This window comes from Sphingomonas arenae (genome assembly GCF_016924655.1).
Lineage (GTDB): Bacteria > Pseudomonadota > Alphaproteobacteria > Sphingomonadales > Sphingomonadaceae > Sphingomicrobium > Sphingomicrobium arenae.
Window position 1 is genome coordinate 37,979 of the sequence record NZ_JAFFJU010000004.1, and the last position, 15,057, is coordinate 53,035.

Sequence of the window (15,057 nt, forward strand, 5' to 3'; positions counted from 1 at the left end):
GCGCCCTAACGCCCTGCCCTCGCCAGCTGCTCCGACCGAGCGGCTTGCATCTTCTTGAAATCGTCCCCGGCGTGGTAGCTCGAACGCGTCAGCGGAGAGGCGGCGACCAGCAGAAAGCCCTTGGCGCGAGCAATGGCGGCATAGGCCTTGAACGCGTCAGGAGTGACGAACTCCTCCACCTTCGCATGCTTGGGCGTGGGCTGGAGATACTGGCCCATCGTCAGGAAATCGATACCGGCGGAGCGCATGTCGTCCATGACTTGATGGACCTCGAGCCGCTGCTCGCCGAGTCCAACCATCACGCCGGATTTGGTGAAAATGTGCGGCGCGTCGCGCTTCACCTTCTCCAGCAGGCGCAGCGAAGCATAGTATCGGGCGCCCGGTCGGATGGTCGGGTAAAGCCGCGGGACCGTCTCGAGATTGTGATTGTAGACGTCCGGACCGGCCTCGATGATGGCCTCCACGGCCGCTTCCGACTTGTTGCGGAAGTCCGGTGTCAGGATTTCGATCGTGGTCGACGGCGTGAGGCGGCGGAGGGCCTGGATAACCTTCACGAACTGCATGGCTCCACCGTCCGGAAGATCGTCCCGGTCCACGGACGTCACTACGATATGCTCCAGTCCTAGCTCGGCGGCCGCAGTTGCGACATGCTCCGGCTCTAGGGGATCGACGGCGCGCGGCATGCCGGTCTTGACGTTGCAGAAGGCGCACGCCCGGGTGCACGTATCGCCCAGGATCATCACCGTGGCGTGCTTCTTGGTCCAGCATTCGCCGATGTTCGGGCACGCGGCTTCCTCGCACACCGTGGCGAGGTTCAGGGACCGCATGAGGCGCCGAGTTTCGGCATAGCCGTGGCTGGTCGGCGCCTTGACCCGGATCCAGTCGGGCTTGCGCTGCTTGGGAAGGGTGGCCGGGGGCGTGAGCATGGCGGCCAGATAGACGTCCCAACGTAGTGCGGCAAGGTGAGGAGCAGGACTCCGCCGCCCCTCACCTCGTCGCTTCAGTCCGCTTTAGCAGCGGGCGTTGTAGTCGTAGACGGGACGTCCGTCGCGATCGACATAGTAACAGTAGCCCCGGGTATCGCGATAGTATTGCCGGCCGTTGATCACTGCGCCGAGCACCGCGCCAGCGATGCCGCCTGCGATCGCGCCTTCTACAGGGGACACGCCACCGACAACTGCGCCGACGCCCGCACCGACCGCAGCGCCGATCGCACCGCCAGTGGCCGCCCTCGTCGCCGTGCTGTTGCCGCCGCTGTAATAGGGATCGCCATACCGGTTCGTCGCGCAGCCGCTTACGGTCAGGCCCGCCATCAGCGCGGCGGCAAGTGCAACATTCTTCATGACGTCAGCTCCTCTCGAATCCTCCTGTCGTTCCGCTACAGTGTCCGAACCCCGGTAGATGTTCCCTGCGAAGCGAACAGCGAGACATTGCCAAGCGAAGCATGCCGCCGTAGCCGGCGGGCGGGAACAAGGGGGGACTTGGCTTGATCATCGAGACACTGACCTCGCCAGTCATCCTGTTCTTCGCGCTGGGAATGCTGGCCGGCTTTGCCCGTTCGGACCTCGCCATTCCCGAGGCATTCGCAAAAGCCATGGCGATCTACCTGATGGCCGCAATCGGGCTGAAGGGAGGCGTGTCCGTGGCAGAGACGGGCATAACCGTCGCTCTCGCCCTCGCCGCGGCAACGGGAGTGGTCCTGTCCTTCCTGATCCCGCTTCCGGCCTTTGGGCTGCTCCGTTCCGTTGGTCGGCTCGACCGAACCACAGCGGCGGCGGTCGCGGCGCACTATGGATCGGTGAGCCTGGTCACCTTCATCACCGCGAACGAAATGCTCAAGGGCATTGGCTTGGCCGTGCCGGGCTACATGGCAGCGGTGCTAGCGCTAATGGAAACGCCTGCCATCATCACGGGGCTATGGCTCGCCCGAAGCAGAGTCGAGGCGCCTGTTCTCGGCGAGGCAGCACGGAGCAGCTTGCTCCATGAGGTGCTCCTCAACGCCTCAGTGGTGTTGCTCGTAGGGGCCTTCGTGATTGGACTAGTCGCTGGCAAGGACGGCTTCGCCCCGATCGCGCCAGTGTTCGAGGGCGGCTATCGCGGAGTGCTTTGCCTGTTTCTGCTCGACATGGGCCTGCTCGCAGCACGCCGGCTCAGCCAGACAAAAGCGCTCAATCGTCGTCTCGTTGCTCTGGCGGTGCTGCTGCCGGTGATGAACGGTGTCGTCGCTGTGCTTCTCGCAAACGCGATCGGGCTTGAACCGCCCGTCGCAGCGACCCTCGGCATCCTCGCGGCGAGTGCATCTTACATCGCGGTCCCGGCCGCCATGCGTCTAGCCCTCCCGGAAGCGGATCCGGGCATCTACCTCTCCATGTCGCTTGGCATCACCTTTCCCTTCAACATCGTGGTAGGCATTCCGCTGTTGGCAAGCCTCGCCGGACTGGTAGGCTGATCCCGTGCAGACCGTCATTCGCAAGCGCATTGAGATCCTCGGGGACGCCGCACTCGTGCCCAGGATCGTGGCCGCCCTGAAGGACGCTGGGGTGCATGGCCATACGGTCCTCCCCGTGCTTTCTGGAAGTGGTAGCACCGGCGATTGGAGCGAAGACCGGCTGACCGGGTCGGAGAAGCGGTGGATCGTGGCCATTGCATCCGAAGCGCATGCTCGCGGGTTTGTGGAGACACTTGCCCCAATGCTCGACAGTCACCGGCTGCTGCTCACGATCGGAGACGTCGAGGTCGTCCGAGGAGATCGTTTCTAGTGCCCGAGTTCCGAGCCCTTCTGAAAGGCTACCATCGCTTCCGCCATGACCGCTATGAAGCCGAGCGCCGTCGCTGGGCGACGCTTGCCACCGGCCAGGCCCCCCCGGTGATGATCATCGCCTGCTGCGACAGCCGGGTGGACCCTGCGACAATCTTCGATACGGAGCCGGGCCAGGCGTTCATCCTTCGCAATGTCGCCAATCTGGTGCCCCCCTATGAACAGGGCGGCGGGCTCCACGGAGTATCCGCCGCGCTGGAATTCGGGGTGACCAAGCTGGAGGTGCGCCACATCGTGGTCATGGGTCACGGCGCCTGTGGCGGCATATCGGCGGCTCTTGGCGGGCACGGGGACCCGGACCGCACCTTCATCGACAAGTGGATCGGCCTCCTCGACCCAGCGGTCGCTAGGGTGCGAAACATGGAGACGGATGATCCGCAGCGCGCCCTTGAGCTGGAGGGCGTCAAGACCAGCCTGGCCAATCTCCGCTCCTTCCCCTTCGTTGCGGAGCGGGAGCAGGCGGGCGAGTTGAAGCTGCACGGCTGTCACTTCGCGATCGCCGAGGGGCGGCTGTGGGAGCTGGACGAGGCGACCGGGCAATTTCATGAAATTGCCGAGGAAACGGTCACAGCATGAACGAAGAGCCGAACATCGCGCTGCTGATCGACGGAGACAACGCCTCACCCGATCACCTCGATGAAGTGCTGCTGGTGCTGGGGGAGCTTGGCACGATCAATGTGCGTCGCGCCTACGGGAACTGGCAGAAGCCCTCGCTCAAGGGTTGGGGCCTGCACAGCACCCGTCACTCGATCATTCCGGTCCAGCAGTTCGACGTCGTCAAGGGCAAGTCCGCTACCGACATGCGGATGGTCATAGACGCCATGGACCTTCTCTACCGCGGTCATGTGGACGGGTTCGGGATCATGTCGAGCGACAGCGACTTCCTGCCCCTTGCGCAGCGGATTCGTGAGGACGGGCTTCCCGTTTACGGCTTCGGCACTGCCAAGACGCCCATCAGCTTTCAGAACAGCTGCACCCGATTCTTCGACGTGGCGGCACTTGCGGAGTCCGGCAACGACGACTCCGCGCGGGTGCAAGATGCGGAGCGCCGGCCGATCGATACGGAACTGGTGGAAGTTCTTGGCTCGGCATGGAAAGCCAGCAAGCGCGACGATGATGGCTACGCCTCGCTCGCCGAGGTCGGCCAGCGCGCGAAGGCGGTCTCCAGCTTCTCGGTACGCAATTACGGCTTCTCGCGACTGACGGACCTCGTCCGATCCATGCCGCAGTTCGACGTCAAGGCTGGCGAAGGCGGCGCACTGCTGGTTCGTCGCTTGCGATAGGGAACCCTCCCCGGGCTCTCCCGTTCGGTTGCGAAACCCACTCGAGGAGAGCGTGTGATGGCTGACGAAAATCGCGAGCAGGAGCTGAAGGAGTTGTTCTGGAAGGAGCTCGCGGCTTCACCGTTTGTGATGATCGGCTTGCAGGGCGTGGAAGATAGCCGGACGCGCCCCTGGACCGCGCAGATCGACTATGCGGATGGCGCAGACAAGACGGACGGCGGAACGGTTTACTTCTTCGGCGCCAAGTCGGAGGCGATCGTGAAAGGCCTGAGCGAGACACCCCGCGCCGTGGCCACCTATGTCTCCAAGGGCCATGACCTGTTCGCTCACATCCACGGCACGCTGACCTTGGTCAACGATCCGGCACTCGTCGATAAGTTGTGGAACCCGTTCGTTGCGAGCTGGTACAAGGAGGGCAAGTCCGATCCCGAGCTCCAACTCCTGCGGTTCGATACGGAACGGGCCGAAATCTGGAAGTCGGAAGCAGGAGCAACTCTCGTGGCGGCGGCGTTGCGGCTCGTCGGGCGGGACCCCGGGAAAGATCACCAGCGCGAGAACCAGGCCGAGGTCGCCCTTTAGACCTGTTGCGCTAGGGCCACGCCACTGCAGAACGTGCACGTTTTAGCGGCAATGTCGGGAACACGACGGAACGTTCTCGCATTGTCGCCGCACAGGTTCCGGGTGATTGAAAGTTGACCAGAGAATCCACCGACGCAAGCGCGCGATCCTCCACGGGCGATGACGGGGAGGATGCTGACGCTGCGGAACTCGCCCTCAAGGCGGAGCGGTGTCGCCGCCTTGCCGCAGGCATTTCCGACCAGCGGGCCGCGGATGTCCTCCGCACCATGGCCGCCAACTACGAGCAGAGTGCTGCCCGGTTGAGCGATCGAGACCAGTTTGCCTGATTCTTGAGGGGCGGCTAGGTCCCCGCCATGGCCCGCCGTTCTTCTCCTGCCGTGCCCCGTTACCGTCGCTCGGCAGCAAAGCGGCCCTTGCCGCGACGGATCATCCTGTTTGTCCTGAAGGCGCTGCTCGCCTTTGTGATCGTTTCGATCCTGTGGGTTCTCGCCTATCGGTTCGTGAACCCGCCCGTGACCGCCACGATGCTCGGCGACGTATTGGCGGGACGCGGTGCGGAACGCGACTGGATGAGCATCGAGGACATCGACCGCGACATGGTGCGAGCCGCCATCGCCGCGGAGGACAGCAAGTTCTGCGCCCACGATGGCTTCGACATCGAAGCGATTGAGGATGCGATGAAGCGTAACGCGTCCGGCGGTCGGATCCGCGGGGGCTCGACGATCAGCCAGCAGACCGCAAAGAACGCCTTTCTGTGGCAGGGAGGCGGTTACTTCCGAAAAGGGCTCGAGGCCTGGTTCACGCTGTTGATCGAGCAGCTCTGGGGCAAGCGCCGGATCATGGAAGTATATCTGAATGTCGCGGAGACCGGCATCGGCACCTATGGCGTGAATGCCGGTGCCCAGCGCTACTATGGCCACGATGCGAGCGCGATGACCCGGCAGGAAGCTGCACGGATCGCGGCGGTTCTCCCGCTTCCCAAGAAGCGCGGTGCAGTCGCGCCGAAAGGCTTCACGCGGCGCTATGGCAACAGCATCACGGCGCGCATCGGAGTGGTCGCTCGCGATGGCCTCGACGCATGCGTCTATCAGGGCGCAACGGCACCCCGCGACAAGGCCCCTCCGCCGAGCCGCTCTCCTCGCGACCTGCCCGGCGAGGAATATGAGAGCGCAAGGCCCCTTCCGCCGCTGGATGACGTGATCAAGAACCTGCCGGCCGCAAGCGACGCTCCGCTCGTCGAGGAGCCCGCGCCGGAGCAGACGCCTGCGGAGCCGCTGTCGAACGATTTGGGCGCTGCGCCCATCGGAGACGAACCCTCCGGAACCGAGCCTCCCGTCAACACCTTCTGATCCCAGCTGCGAAGCTCTCGCAACAGGAACGTCCACGCCTGCCTGGAGGTTAAGGCGCGAAACTTCCTGCAAGGAGAAAGTCCATGGCTTCGCGTACCGAAACCCGTGATCGCAAGAGTGACAGCAGCAACCGGCGCAAGGCTTCCAGTGAGCGCAGCGCGTTCAGTTTCGGCGGCTCAGGCGCTCAGACCGGTCCACTTCTCGGAGCTCTCGCAGCCGGTGCGGCGCTTGGCATTGGCGCCAATTGGGCCCGCAAGTTCCTGATGCAGCAGTCCGCTTCCATCGCGGCTGGCAACGAGTGGGACGAGATCCTCAAACTGGAGCACAAGGCGACCCTGGCCACCTTCGACCTGCTGCTTGCAACCGACGATAGCGAGACCGGCAAGCGTGCAACTCTCGTGAAGAAGCTGGCGTATGCCCTTGAAAAGCATGCGCACCAGGAAGAAAACGTGGTTTACCCGGCACTCCGTCAGGCGAACGAGACAGTGGACGCCGACCATCTTGAGCACGAGCATGGATACGTGAAGACGTTCCTTTACGAGCTCGACAACATGCCCAAGGACTCTCCGGCGTTCCTGGGCCGGGTGCGCGAGTTCCGCGACCTGATCGCCGAGCACGCGAAGATGGAAGAGGAGCAGGTCTTCCCTCGCTTCAAGGAGAGTCTTTCCGAGGAGCAGGACCAGAAGATCACCGCGCTGATGAACAAGGAAGGCATGAAGATGCTCTAAGCGCTGAAGCGCAAGAGCACCCCGGCGGAAGCCCGGGTTTAGAAGCGGGGCGGCGAGAGTCGCCCCGTCTTCGTATCAGCCGACCAATGCGAGCTTCGGAGGCTCCTGAACGCCGAGGCTCACCCTCCCCTCTCCCGTGTGCCGCTCCAGCCGGGCAACCAGTTCTGCATCAAGCGCGAAGTCGCGACCAAGGAGGAGGACGGCTTCACGGCCATCCACAAGAACCGTCGCAAGCCGCACAAGGCCGCTACCACCCTTCGCTCGCTCCAGTTCAGTGGCGATCCCGGCAACGCAGCGGACGTCCTCGCATCGAATGAGCAGTTCCAGCCGACTGCGTTTGGCGAGCTCGTCCAGCGCCTGGAAGCGCTTGACCGTCACGCGCGGCTGCTCTTCGCCCGGACGCCGATCGAGCTCCACCGTCAGCAGCCCGCACTGACTTGCCTTTGCTGCGGCTTCGACGTCGGCGCTGGCTTCATCGTCGAACACCGTGGCATCAAACTGCCCGGCAGCGTCGCTCAGCCGCGCCATGAGGAATCGCCGCCCCTTCTGCGAGGTCCGCCAACGTGCCTCTTCCACCAGCCCCGCCATGGTGACCGTCGTCCGCCCGCCATCCGCTGGCATCGGCACGGAGCCCAGCTCGCCCGAGGTCCGCACCCGATGAGCCGCCAGCAGATGCTTGTGGTGGTCGACCGGATGGGCCGAGAAGTAGAAACCGAATGCCTCCCGCTCCTGTGCCATGCGTTCAGCGAGCGTCCAGCGCGCGTCCCGCGGCAGGCGGATTGGCGGGATCCCGTCATCCGCTCCGCCGAACAGTCCGCCCTGCCCGCTCGTCCGCTGCTCCGCGGCGCTGGCGGCGTGCGCCAGGATGATCTCCGCCCCTGCATGCACCGCCGGCCGGTCGGGGTTGAGGCCGTCGAACGCGCCGGCCGCGGCGAGACTCTCCAGCTGGCGCCGGTTGAGCAGCCGCGGGTCGATCCGTTCGGCAAAATCGTCGAGGCTCTTGAACGGACCCGTCCGCTCCCGCTCCGCGACCAAGCTCGCCATCGCGCCTTCGCCGACGCCCTTCAGGGCGCCGAGCGCATAACGGACCTTGTTGTCCTCGACGCTGAAGTCCGCCCGGCTGCGGTTGACCTCCGGGGGAAGCAACTCCAGCCCCGACCGCCGCAGATCCTCCGCGAACAGGCAGAGCTTGTCTGTCTGGTGGATGTCGTAGCTCATCGACGCCGCAAAGAACTCGGCCGGATGATGCGCCTTCAGCCATGCCGTATGGTAGGCCACCAGAGCGTAGGCCGCCGCGTGACTCTTGTTGAAGCCGTAGCCGGCGAACTTGTCGATCAAGTCGAACAGTTCGTTCGCCCTGGCTTCCGAAATGGAGTGGGCGGAGCAGCCCTGCACGAATCGGGCACGCTGGGCGTCCATCTCCGCCTGGATCTTCTTGCCCATCGCGCGGCGGAGAAGGTCGGCTTCACCCAGGCTGTAGCCGGCCAGCACCTGTGCCGCCTGCATGACCTGCTCCTGGTAGACGAAGATGCCGTAGGTTTCCTTCAACACCTCTTCGAGCAGCGGATGCGGATACTCGATCGGCGCCCGCCCATTCTTGCGGTCGCCGAACAGGGGGATGTTGTCCATCGGCCCCGGCCGATAAAGCGACACCAGCGCGATGATGTCCCCGAAACTGGTCGGCCGCACCGCCGCAAGCGTCCGCCGCATCCCCTCGGATTCCAACTGGAAGACGCCAACCGTATCGCCGCGCTGGAGCAGCTCGTAGACAGCCGGATCGTCCCAGGTCAGGGCGGCATAGTCCACCTCGACCCCGCGCTGCCGCAGCAGGCGCTGCCCTTCCTTGAGTACCGACAGGGTCTTGAGGCCCAGGAAGTCGAACTTGACCAGCCCCGCCGCCTCGACATGCTTCATGTCGAATTGCGTGACCGGCATGTCCGAGCGCGGGTCCCGATGGAGCGGCACCAGCTCCTGCAGCGGCCGATCCCCGATCACCACGCCAGCCGCGTGAGTCGACGCGTGGCGCGGCAAGCCCTCAAGCTTCATCGCCAGGTCGAACAGCCGCTTGACCTGCGGCTCGTGCCGATACTCGGCGGCGAGTTCGCTCACGCCATTCAGCGACCGTTCCAGCGTCCACGGATCGGTCGGATGGTTCGGCACCAGCTTGGCCAGGCGGTCGACATGGCCGTAGCTCATCTGCAGCACGCGCCCAGTGTCCTTGAGCACCGCGCGCGCCTTCAGTCGTCCGAAGGTGATGATCTGCGCCACCCGGTCGCGGCCGTACTTCTGCTGGACGTAGCTGATGACCTTGTCACGATGCGTTTCGCAGAAGTCGATGTCGAAGTCGGGCATCGACACGCGCTCGGGGTTCAGGAAGCGCTCGAACAGCAGGTTCAGCTCGATCGGGTCGAGGTCGGTGATCGTCAGTGCCCAGGCTACGGCGGAGCCCGCACCCGAACCGCGGCCCGGCCCCACCGGGATGTCGTTCGCCTTGGCCCACTTGATGAAGTCGGCAACGATCAGGAAGTAGCCGGAGAAGCCCATGCGCGCGATGACGTCCAACTCGAAGTCGAGCCGATCCCGGTAGCGCGCCTTGTCCTCGTCCGACCGGCCCTCCAGCCGCCAGTTCAACCCGGCATGGGCGTCCCGCCGAAGCTGCTCATCCTCGTCGTCGCTGAGCCGCGGCAGGATCGGCTTGCGCTTCGGTGCCGCGACCGCACAGCGTTGGGCGATAACGGCGGTGTTGGCCAGCGCTTCGGGTAGGTCGGCGAACAGCCGCTCCATCTTGGCCGCCGGTTTGAGCCAGGCATGCTCGCTCGACGAAACCCGGTCGCCGCTCTCGATGTACGCGGAACTGGCGATGCACAGCAGCGCGTCGTGCGCCGCGTGAAAGCTCTCGTCCACATAGGCTGCCGGGTTGGTCGCGACCAATGGCAGGTCCAGCGCATAGGCAAGATCGATCAAGGCGCCTTCCGCAGTCTCCTCGATCGCGTCCTCGCGGCGAGAAAGCTCGACGTAGAGGCACTCCGGGAAGATGGCGGCAAGTCGCTGGAGATACTCGCGAGCTGCCTGCGCCTGCCCATCGGCCAGCAGCCGAGCCGGCGCCCCCTCGCCGCCGCCGGTCAGGGCGATCAGCCCAACGGCATGCTGCTCCAGCAGGGTGTACGTGACGTGCGGAACATCGGAGTCCGGCCGCTCCATGTGCGCGGCGGAGACCAGACGGCAGAGGTTCGCGTAGCCTTCCTCATCCTTTGCGAGCAGCGGCAGCCAGTCGATGCCGCTCCCCGGCAAGTCTGCGGGCCGGGCGATGCCCAGCGTGGCGCCGATGATCGGTTGCACCCCTTCACCGCCGCAATACTCGCTGAAGCTCATAGCGGCGTAGAGGCCGTTGCGGTCCGTCAGTCCGACCGCGGGGAAGCCCAGCGCTTTCGCAGCCTTGGCGATGTCCTTCGGCTCCATGGCCCCTTCGAGCATGGTGAAGCTGGAGAACACACGCAGCGGCACGAACGTCATGCGTCGACTATAAGCGCCCGGCGCCTGAGGGGAAGCTGAAGCACCGGACTTATCCCCAGCTTAGCGAGGCCTCCACCTGTCGTTGATGATGTCGCGGATCTCCCGGATACGGTCGTTGTACGCCCCAGCGATGCAGTTGTCGCTGGTGCAGCGATCCCGGTACGCAAGGAACGTGCCGCGGGTCCGTTGCAGAAGCGCGCGCTGCTCTGGCGAGGCCTGACGCACGGCCCCGAAGAACTCCGCAGACATGCGTCGATCCAGCGCTGCCAGGCGGTCGCTGCGGCAGACCGCTACCTCGCCCCGCGTGCGCGCGTCGGCGCAGTTGAAGCTGGGCCTCGCGGAGACCGTGGGTGCCGGCGCAGGCTCTGGCTGGCGTGGCGCAGGTGCCGCTTGCTCCGGCAGGTCGGCCGAAGGAGCCGGGGCGGGTCGAGGCGCAGCCGGAGCACCCTCGACGTTCGGCGCGACGGCAGGCTCAGCGGTCGCCGGATTTTGGGCTGGGAGCCCAGGCTGGCCACCCACCCGCGCCAGCGTTGCGAGCGGGACCACGATGCTGTCGGCGCCGCTGAGTGTCACGACATCGCCGCTGCGGTCCGCCGTGGGCTGAAGGGCATAATCGGCCTGAGCGCTTAGGGTTCGGCGGCCACCGACTACGCTCACGCCGGGGGGAAGGTCGAGTGCGATATTACCTGAGCAGACAAGGGTGCCAAGCTCCTCATCCTGCTGCTTCACGACTGGCGAGGTCACCCGGACAACCGCATAGGCGGAGAGCTGATCGAATGCACCTGCGTCGCTGCCTCGAACCTGAGCGGCGCGGCGGAAGAGCTCCCGCTTCACCAGGTCATACGTCTGCTGGCTTCCGCAGCGTTGGTCGGCTGTGGCGGTGGTTTCCTGCGCCGCGCCAGCCTGGGTGTCCTCAAGGCGGTCTTCGCCGGGACCGGAACGGGTCATGCGATAGGCGAGCCAACCCACGAGTAACAAGGCGGCAAGGGTCCCAAGGACCACGATCAGCCGCAACCTCGAGCGCTTAGGCTCGGAGGCTACACTCCGCGGCGGTACATCCCGCGAACGACTGTCGAAATCCCGCCTCGGATCATGACGCGGATCGTCGCGGTAATCGTAGCGAGGATCGGGACCGGCCCTGTCGAAAGCTGCGTCTTCGTCCCGTTGATGGTACCATGGGTCGGGATCGCTTCGGCCGAGGCGCTCATCCGGCTCGCCGCGGTCGTAGCGCGGATCTAGACCACGAGGGGTCCGGGGACGTTGAAAACGCGGGTCGAACGGGTCGGAGGGACGATCTGGCATGCAGGGCGGAACGCGCTGCTCCGCAATCGGTGCCCCTACTCGAGATGACCTTCGTGGAGCCGGACAACCCGGTCCATCTTGCGGGCGAGGCGCTCGTTGTGCGTCGCGACAAGCGCAGCACTTCCTTCCCCCCTGACGAGCCCGAGGAACTCCGCCAGCACCACGTCCGCTGTAGCCTCGTCCAAATTTCCTGTCGGCTCATCCGCCAAGACCAGCGGGGGACGATTTGCGAGCGCGCGAGCAACCGCCACCCGCTGCTGTTCGCCCCCGGACAATTTGGCCGGCCGATGATCCAGCCGCGCGCCAAGGCCGAGCGTAGTGAGCAACTGCTCAGCCCGGGACCGCGCCGTCTCCGGCGCGGCATCGCGGATGAGCTGCGGCAGCATGACGTTTTCAACCGCGTTGAAGTCCGCGAGCAGGTGATGGAACTGGTAGACGAAGCCGAGCGCATCGCGCCGCAGTTCCGTCCGCGCATCATTGTCCAGCGTGCTCGCCTCCCGGCCACCGATCCGGATCGAGCCCGAGAAGCCACCTTCCAGAAGCCCGACCGCTTGGAGCAGTGTCGACTTGCCCGAACCTGACGGCCCGAGCAGCGCCACGATCTCTCCTGGCTGCACGGCGAGGTTGATGCCGCGCAAGACGTGAATGGTGACGTCACCCTGGGTGAAGCTCCGCCGCAGGTCACGGGTCTCCAGAACCGGTTCACTCATAGCGCAACACCTGCACGGGGTCCGTGCTCGCGGCCTTCCACGCAGGGTAAAGCGTGGACAGGAAGGACAGCAGCAGCGCCAGGAGGACGATGGCCGTGACCTCGACCGGGTCGGTCTTGCTCGGCAACTCGGACAGGAAGCGCACCGACGGGTCCCAGAGGTTCTGCCCGGTGACCAGCTGGATGAAGTTCACCACATTCTGCCGGAAGAACAGGAAAACCGCGCCAAGGATTGCGCCCAGGATGATCCCCAACGAACCAATGGTGACGCCGACAGTCACGAAGATCTTCATCATCCCCCGCCTGCTCGCCCCCATGGTGCGCAGGATGGCGATGTCCCGGGTCTTGGCCCGCACCAGCATGATGAGAGACGAGAGGATGTTGAACACCGCCACAAGGATAATCAGGGACAGGACGACGAACATCGCCACGCGTTCGACTTCGAGGGCCTCGAACAGGGCGGAGTTCATGGACCGCCAATCAACAACCACACCCTTGCCACGGACGATAGGCTCGAGAGCGGAGAGCTGGGCCTGGATCTTGTCCGGCTCCGCAACCTCCACCTCCACCATGCCGACATCGTCTCCCAGCATCAGGAGGTTCTGGGCGTCCTCGATCGGCATCACCACGAATGCGTTGTCGTAATCGTAAACCCCGACTTCGAAGGTCGCTGCCACGGTGTAGCTCACGATCCGAGGCACGGTGCCGATCGGAGTTGACCGGCCTTCGGGGCTGATCAGGCTGATCTCCCCACCCGGGTAGGTCCCGAGCGCTTCCGCCAGACGGGAGCCGATCGCCACGCGGTTGCTCCCTGGCGTAAGGCTGCCGATGTCACCCGACTTCACGTTGTTCGCGATCGCGGGGTTGTTGCGGATGTCCTGAACCCGCATGCCGCGCACCAGTACGCCTTCGACACGACCGTTGGCACTGGCCATCAGGGGCTGCTCCACCAGCGGTGTCGCCGACGTGACGCCCGGAACTTGCCGCGCCCGCTCAGCGACCTCCTGCCACCCGGCGAGCCGTCCGTCATAGCCCTGCACGATCGCATGGCCGTTCAGGCCGACGATCTTGTCGAACAGCTCCGCCCGGAAGCCGTTCATCACACTCATGACAATGATCAGCGCTGCGACGCCGAGTGCGACCGCACCAAGGCTGATCGCCGCCACAAGGAAGATGAAACCCTCGCCCTTGCCGGGCAGCAGGTATCGCTTGGCGATCGTCCGTTCGTAGCGGTTGAGGATCACGCGGTGAGCCTCGCCATGACGCTCTCGAGGCTCAGCTGCTCACGCACTCCGGTTCGTCGACTCTTGAGTTCAACCACGCCTGTGGCGAGACCGCGCGGGCCGATGATCACCTGCCAGGGCAATCCCATCAGATCCATGCCGGCGAGCTTGGCCCCGCCCCGCTCATCGCGATCGTCGTACAGCGTCTCCACTCCTGCAGCGTTCAGCTGCGCGTAAAGACCCTCTGCCGCCTGAATGCTCGCTTGATCATCGCCCCGCATGGTGACGATCCCGACCTTCCATGGCGCGACCGCTTCCGGCCAGATGATCCCAGCCTCGTCATGGCTCGCTTCGATGATCGCGCCGACCAGCCGCGACACGCCAACGCCATAGCTGCCCATGTGCGGAGTGATCATGTCGCCCCCGCGGCCGGAGACACGCAGCCCCATGGCGTCGCTGTACTTGGTCCCGAAGTAGAAGATGTGCCCCACTTCGATCCCGCGGCCCTGACGCCGGCGGTCGGCGCTGACTTCGGCCCAGCGTGCCTCGTCATGCGTCTCGTCGGTCGCGGCATAGGTGCCGCTGACCTCGTCGAACAAGGCCTGGAGCCCCGTGGCGTCACCGTAGGCCAGCCCCTCGCGTTCCCAGTCCATATCCTCGAAGTGGCTGTCGTAGAAGACTTCGCTTTCCCCGGTGGGCGCGAGCACGATGAACTCATGGCTGAGGTCGCCACCGATCGGACCCGACGCTGCCTTCATCGGCACCGCCTTGATGCCCATCCGCTTGAACGTGCGCAAATAGGCAAGCAGCTGCGTGTAATAGCTGTGCCGCGCGCCGGCTTCGTCGAGATCGAAGCTGTAGGCATCCTTCATCAGGAACTCGCGCCCGCGCATCACCCCGAAGCGAGGCCGAACCTCGTCCCGGAACTTCCACTGAATGTGGTAGAGCGTCCTGGGCAGGTCGCGGTAACTCTTGACGTCATCGCGGAAGAGAGCGGTCAGCATCTCCTCGTTGGTCGGGCCGTAGAGCATCTCACGGTCGTGTCGGTCGCGGATGCGCAGCATCTCCGGGCCGTAAGCGTCGTATCGCCCGCTCTCCCGCCACAGCTCGGCGGGCTGGATCGTAGGCATAAGCATCTCGATGGAGCCGGCGCGATCCTGTTCCTCACGAACGATCTGCTCGATCTTGCGAAGGACACGCCAGCCAAGCGGCAGCCAGGCGTAGATGCCGGCCGCCATCTGACGGATCAGGCCGGCGCGGAGCATCAGCTTGTGGCTGACGATCTGGGCGTCCGAGGGACTCTCCTTGAGAACCGGGAGAAAGGCTTGAGAGAGGCGCATGGGGCAAGCGCTCTAGTCAGAGGGCGCTCCGCTGGCAATGCAGCAGCCCTGTGTCGGGAACAACACAGCCGATGCGCTTTTGCTGCTCGCTTGGGCTTTCCCGCGTGACAAACAGGTGAGTTGAAGCCTAGCACTTGGGTTCCAAGCGAATTCAGGGCTTTGGCCCGGGGTTCGGGAGGCTGTGGGTGCCGGCGCTTTGCGCTGCACTCAGGC

Annotated in this window: 15 protein-coding genes and 1 pseudogene; 9 read left to right on the forward strand and 7 right to left on the reverse strand. The window is 65.0% G+C overall.

The window, feature by feature from the left end; genetic code table 11:
- Window positions 1-5 precede the first annotated feature (5 nt).
- Both lipA and JT720_RS12875 read right to left on the reverse strand, forming a co-directional pair.
- Window positions 6-926 (reverse strand): lipoyl synthase, encoded by a 921-nt coding sequence (gene lipA / locus JT720_RS12870; RefSeq protein ID WP_205481706.1) that lies wholly within the window; start codon window positions 924-926, stop codon window positions 6-8.
- An 84-nt stretch (window positions 927-1,010) separates the two neighbouring features.
- Window positions 1,011-1,343, reverse strand: a complete 333-nt coding sequence (locus JT720_RS12875) for a hypothetical protein (protein ID WP_205481707.1) — start codon at window positions 1,341-1,343, stop codon at window positions 1,011-1,013.
- Window positions 1,344-1,486: 143 nt separating this feature from the next.
- On the opposite strand from JT720_RS12875, the gene JT720_RS12880 reads away from it, so the two are divergent.
- The 8 genes and pseudogenes from JT720_RS12880 (at window position 1,487) to JT720_RS12915 (ending at window position 6,757) form a co-directional block, all read left to right on the forward strand.
- Window positions 1,487-2,449, forward strand: coding sequence for a sodium-dependent bicarbonate transport family permease (locus tag JT720_RS12880; RefSeq protein WP_205481708.1), 963 nt, complete (start codon window positions 1,487-1,489; stop codon window positions 2,447-2,449).
- Window positions 2,450-2,453: 4 nt separating this feature from the next.
- Window positions 2,454-2,759, forward strand: a complete 306-nt coding sequence (locus tag JT720_RS12885; RefSeq protein ID WP_205481709.1) for a P-II family nitrogen regulator — start codon at window positions 2,454-2,456, stop codon at window positions 2,757-2,759.
- Window positions 2,759-3,394, forward strand: coding sequence for a carbonic anhydrase (locus JT720_RS12890; protein WP_205481710.1), 636 nt, complete (start codon window positions 2,759-2,761; stop codon window positions 3,392-3,394). Before JT720_RS12885 ends, JT720_RS12890 begins: the two co-directional genes overlap by 1 nt.
- Window positions 3,391-4,101, forward strand: a complete 711-nt coding sequence (locus JT720_RS12895; protein WP_205481711.1) for an NYN domain-containing protein — start codon at window positions 3,391-3,393, stop codon at window positions 4,099-4,101. Before JT720_RS12890 ends, JT720_RS12895 begins: the two co-directional genes overlap by 4 nt.
- Before the next feature lie 57 nt (window positions 4,102-4,158).
- The gene (locus JT720_RS12900) at window positions 4,159-4,680 is read left to right on the forward strand and encodes a pyridoxamine 5'-phosphate oxidase family protein (RefSeq protein WP_205481712.1); all 522 of its coding nucleotides are present in this window, start codon (window positions 4,159-4,161) and stop codon (window positions 4,678-4,680) included.
- 113 nt (window positions 4,681-4,793) lie between these two features.
- Window positions 4,794-5,006: a hypothetical protein gene (locus tag JT720_RS12905; protein ID WP_205481713.1), complete on the forward strand. Its 213-nt coding sequence runs from the start codon at window positions 4,794-4,796 to the stop codon at window positions 5,004-5,006.
- Between the two features lie 27 nt (window positions 5,007-5,033).
- Window positions 5,034-5,765: pseudogene (gene mtgA / locus JT720_RS12910) on the forward strand (monofunctional biosynthetic peptidoglycan transglycosylase); the annotation flags it as partial.
- A gap of 347 nt (window positions 5,766-6,112) precedes the next feature.
- The gene (locus JT720_RS12915; RefSeq protein WP_205481715.1) at window positions 6,113-6,757 is read left to right on the forward strand and encodes a hemerythrin domain-containing protein; all 645 of its coding nucleotides are present in this window, start codon (window positions 6,113-6,115) and stop codon (window positions 6,755-6,757) included.
- A 75-nt stretch (window positions 6,758-6,832) separates the two neighbouring features.
- On the opposite strand, the gene dnaE is transcribed toward JT720_RS12915, so the two are convergent.
- A complete protein-coding gene (gene dnaE / locus JT720_RS12920; protein ID WP_205481716.1) occupies window positions 6,833-10,270 on the reverse strand; it encodes a DNA polymerase III subunit alpha in 3,438 nt (1,145 codons plus the stop codon).
- 60 nt (window positions 10,271-10,330) lie between these two features.
- On the reverse strand, window positions 10,331-11,272 hold the full coding sequence (locus JT720_RS12925; protein ID WP_205481717.1) for a lysozyme inhibitor LprI family protein: 942 nt from the start codon (window positions 11,270-11,272) through the stop codon (window positions 10,331-10,333).
- 90 nt (window positions 11,273-11,362) lie between these two features.
- Between JT720_RS12925 and JT720_RS12930 the strand changes: the two genes are divergently transcribed.
- Complete coding sequence (locus JT720_RS12930) at window positions 11,363-11,509, forward strand: hypothetical protein (protein WP_205481718.1); 147 nt, start codon at window positions 11,363-11,365, stop codon at window positions 11,507-11,509.
- A gap of 98 nt (window positions 11,510-11,607) precedes the next feature.
- Here JT720_RS12930 and JT720_RS12935 read toward each other — a convergent pair whose 3' ends face one another.
- The 3 genes from JT720_RS12935 to proS are packed head-to-tail and all read right to left on the reverse strand — an operon-like array spanning window position 11,608 to window position 14,844.
- Complete coding sequence (locus JT720_RS12935; protein ID WP_205481719.1) at window positions 11,608-12,282, reverse strand: ABC transporter ATP-binding protein; 675 nt, start codon at window positions 12,280-12,282, stop codon at window positions 11,608-11,610.
- Complete coding sequence (locus JT720_RS12940) at window positions 12,275-13,525, reverse strand: lipoprotein-releasing ABC transporter permease subunit (protein ID WP_205481720.1); 1,251 nt, start codon at window positions 13,523-13,525, stop codon at window positions 12,275-12,277. The genes JT720_RS12935 and JT720_RS12940 overlap by 8 nt, the downstream gene beginning before the upstream one ends.
- On the reverse strand, window positions 13,522-14,844 hold the full coding sequence (gene proS, locus JT720_RS12945; RefSeq protein WP_205481721.1) for a proline--tRNA ligase: 1,323 nt from the start codon (window positions 14,842-14,844) through the stop codon (window positions 13,522-13,524). The genes JT720_RS12940 and proS overlap by 4 nt, the downstream gene beginning before the upstream one ends.
- Window positions 14,845-15,057 lie beyond the last annotated feature (213 nt).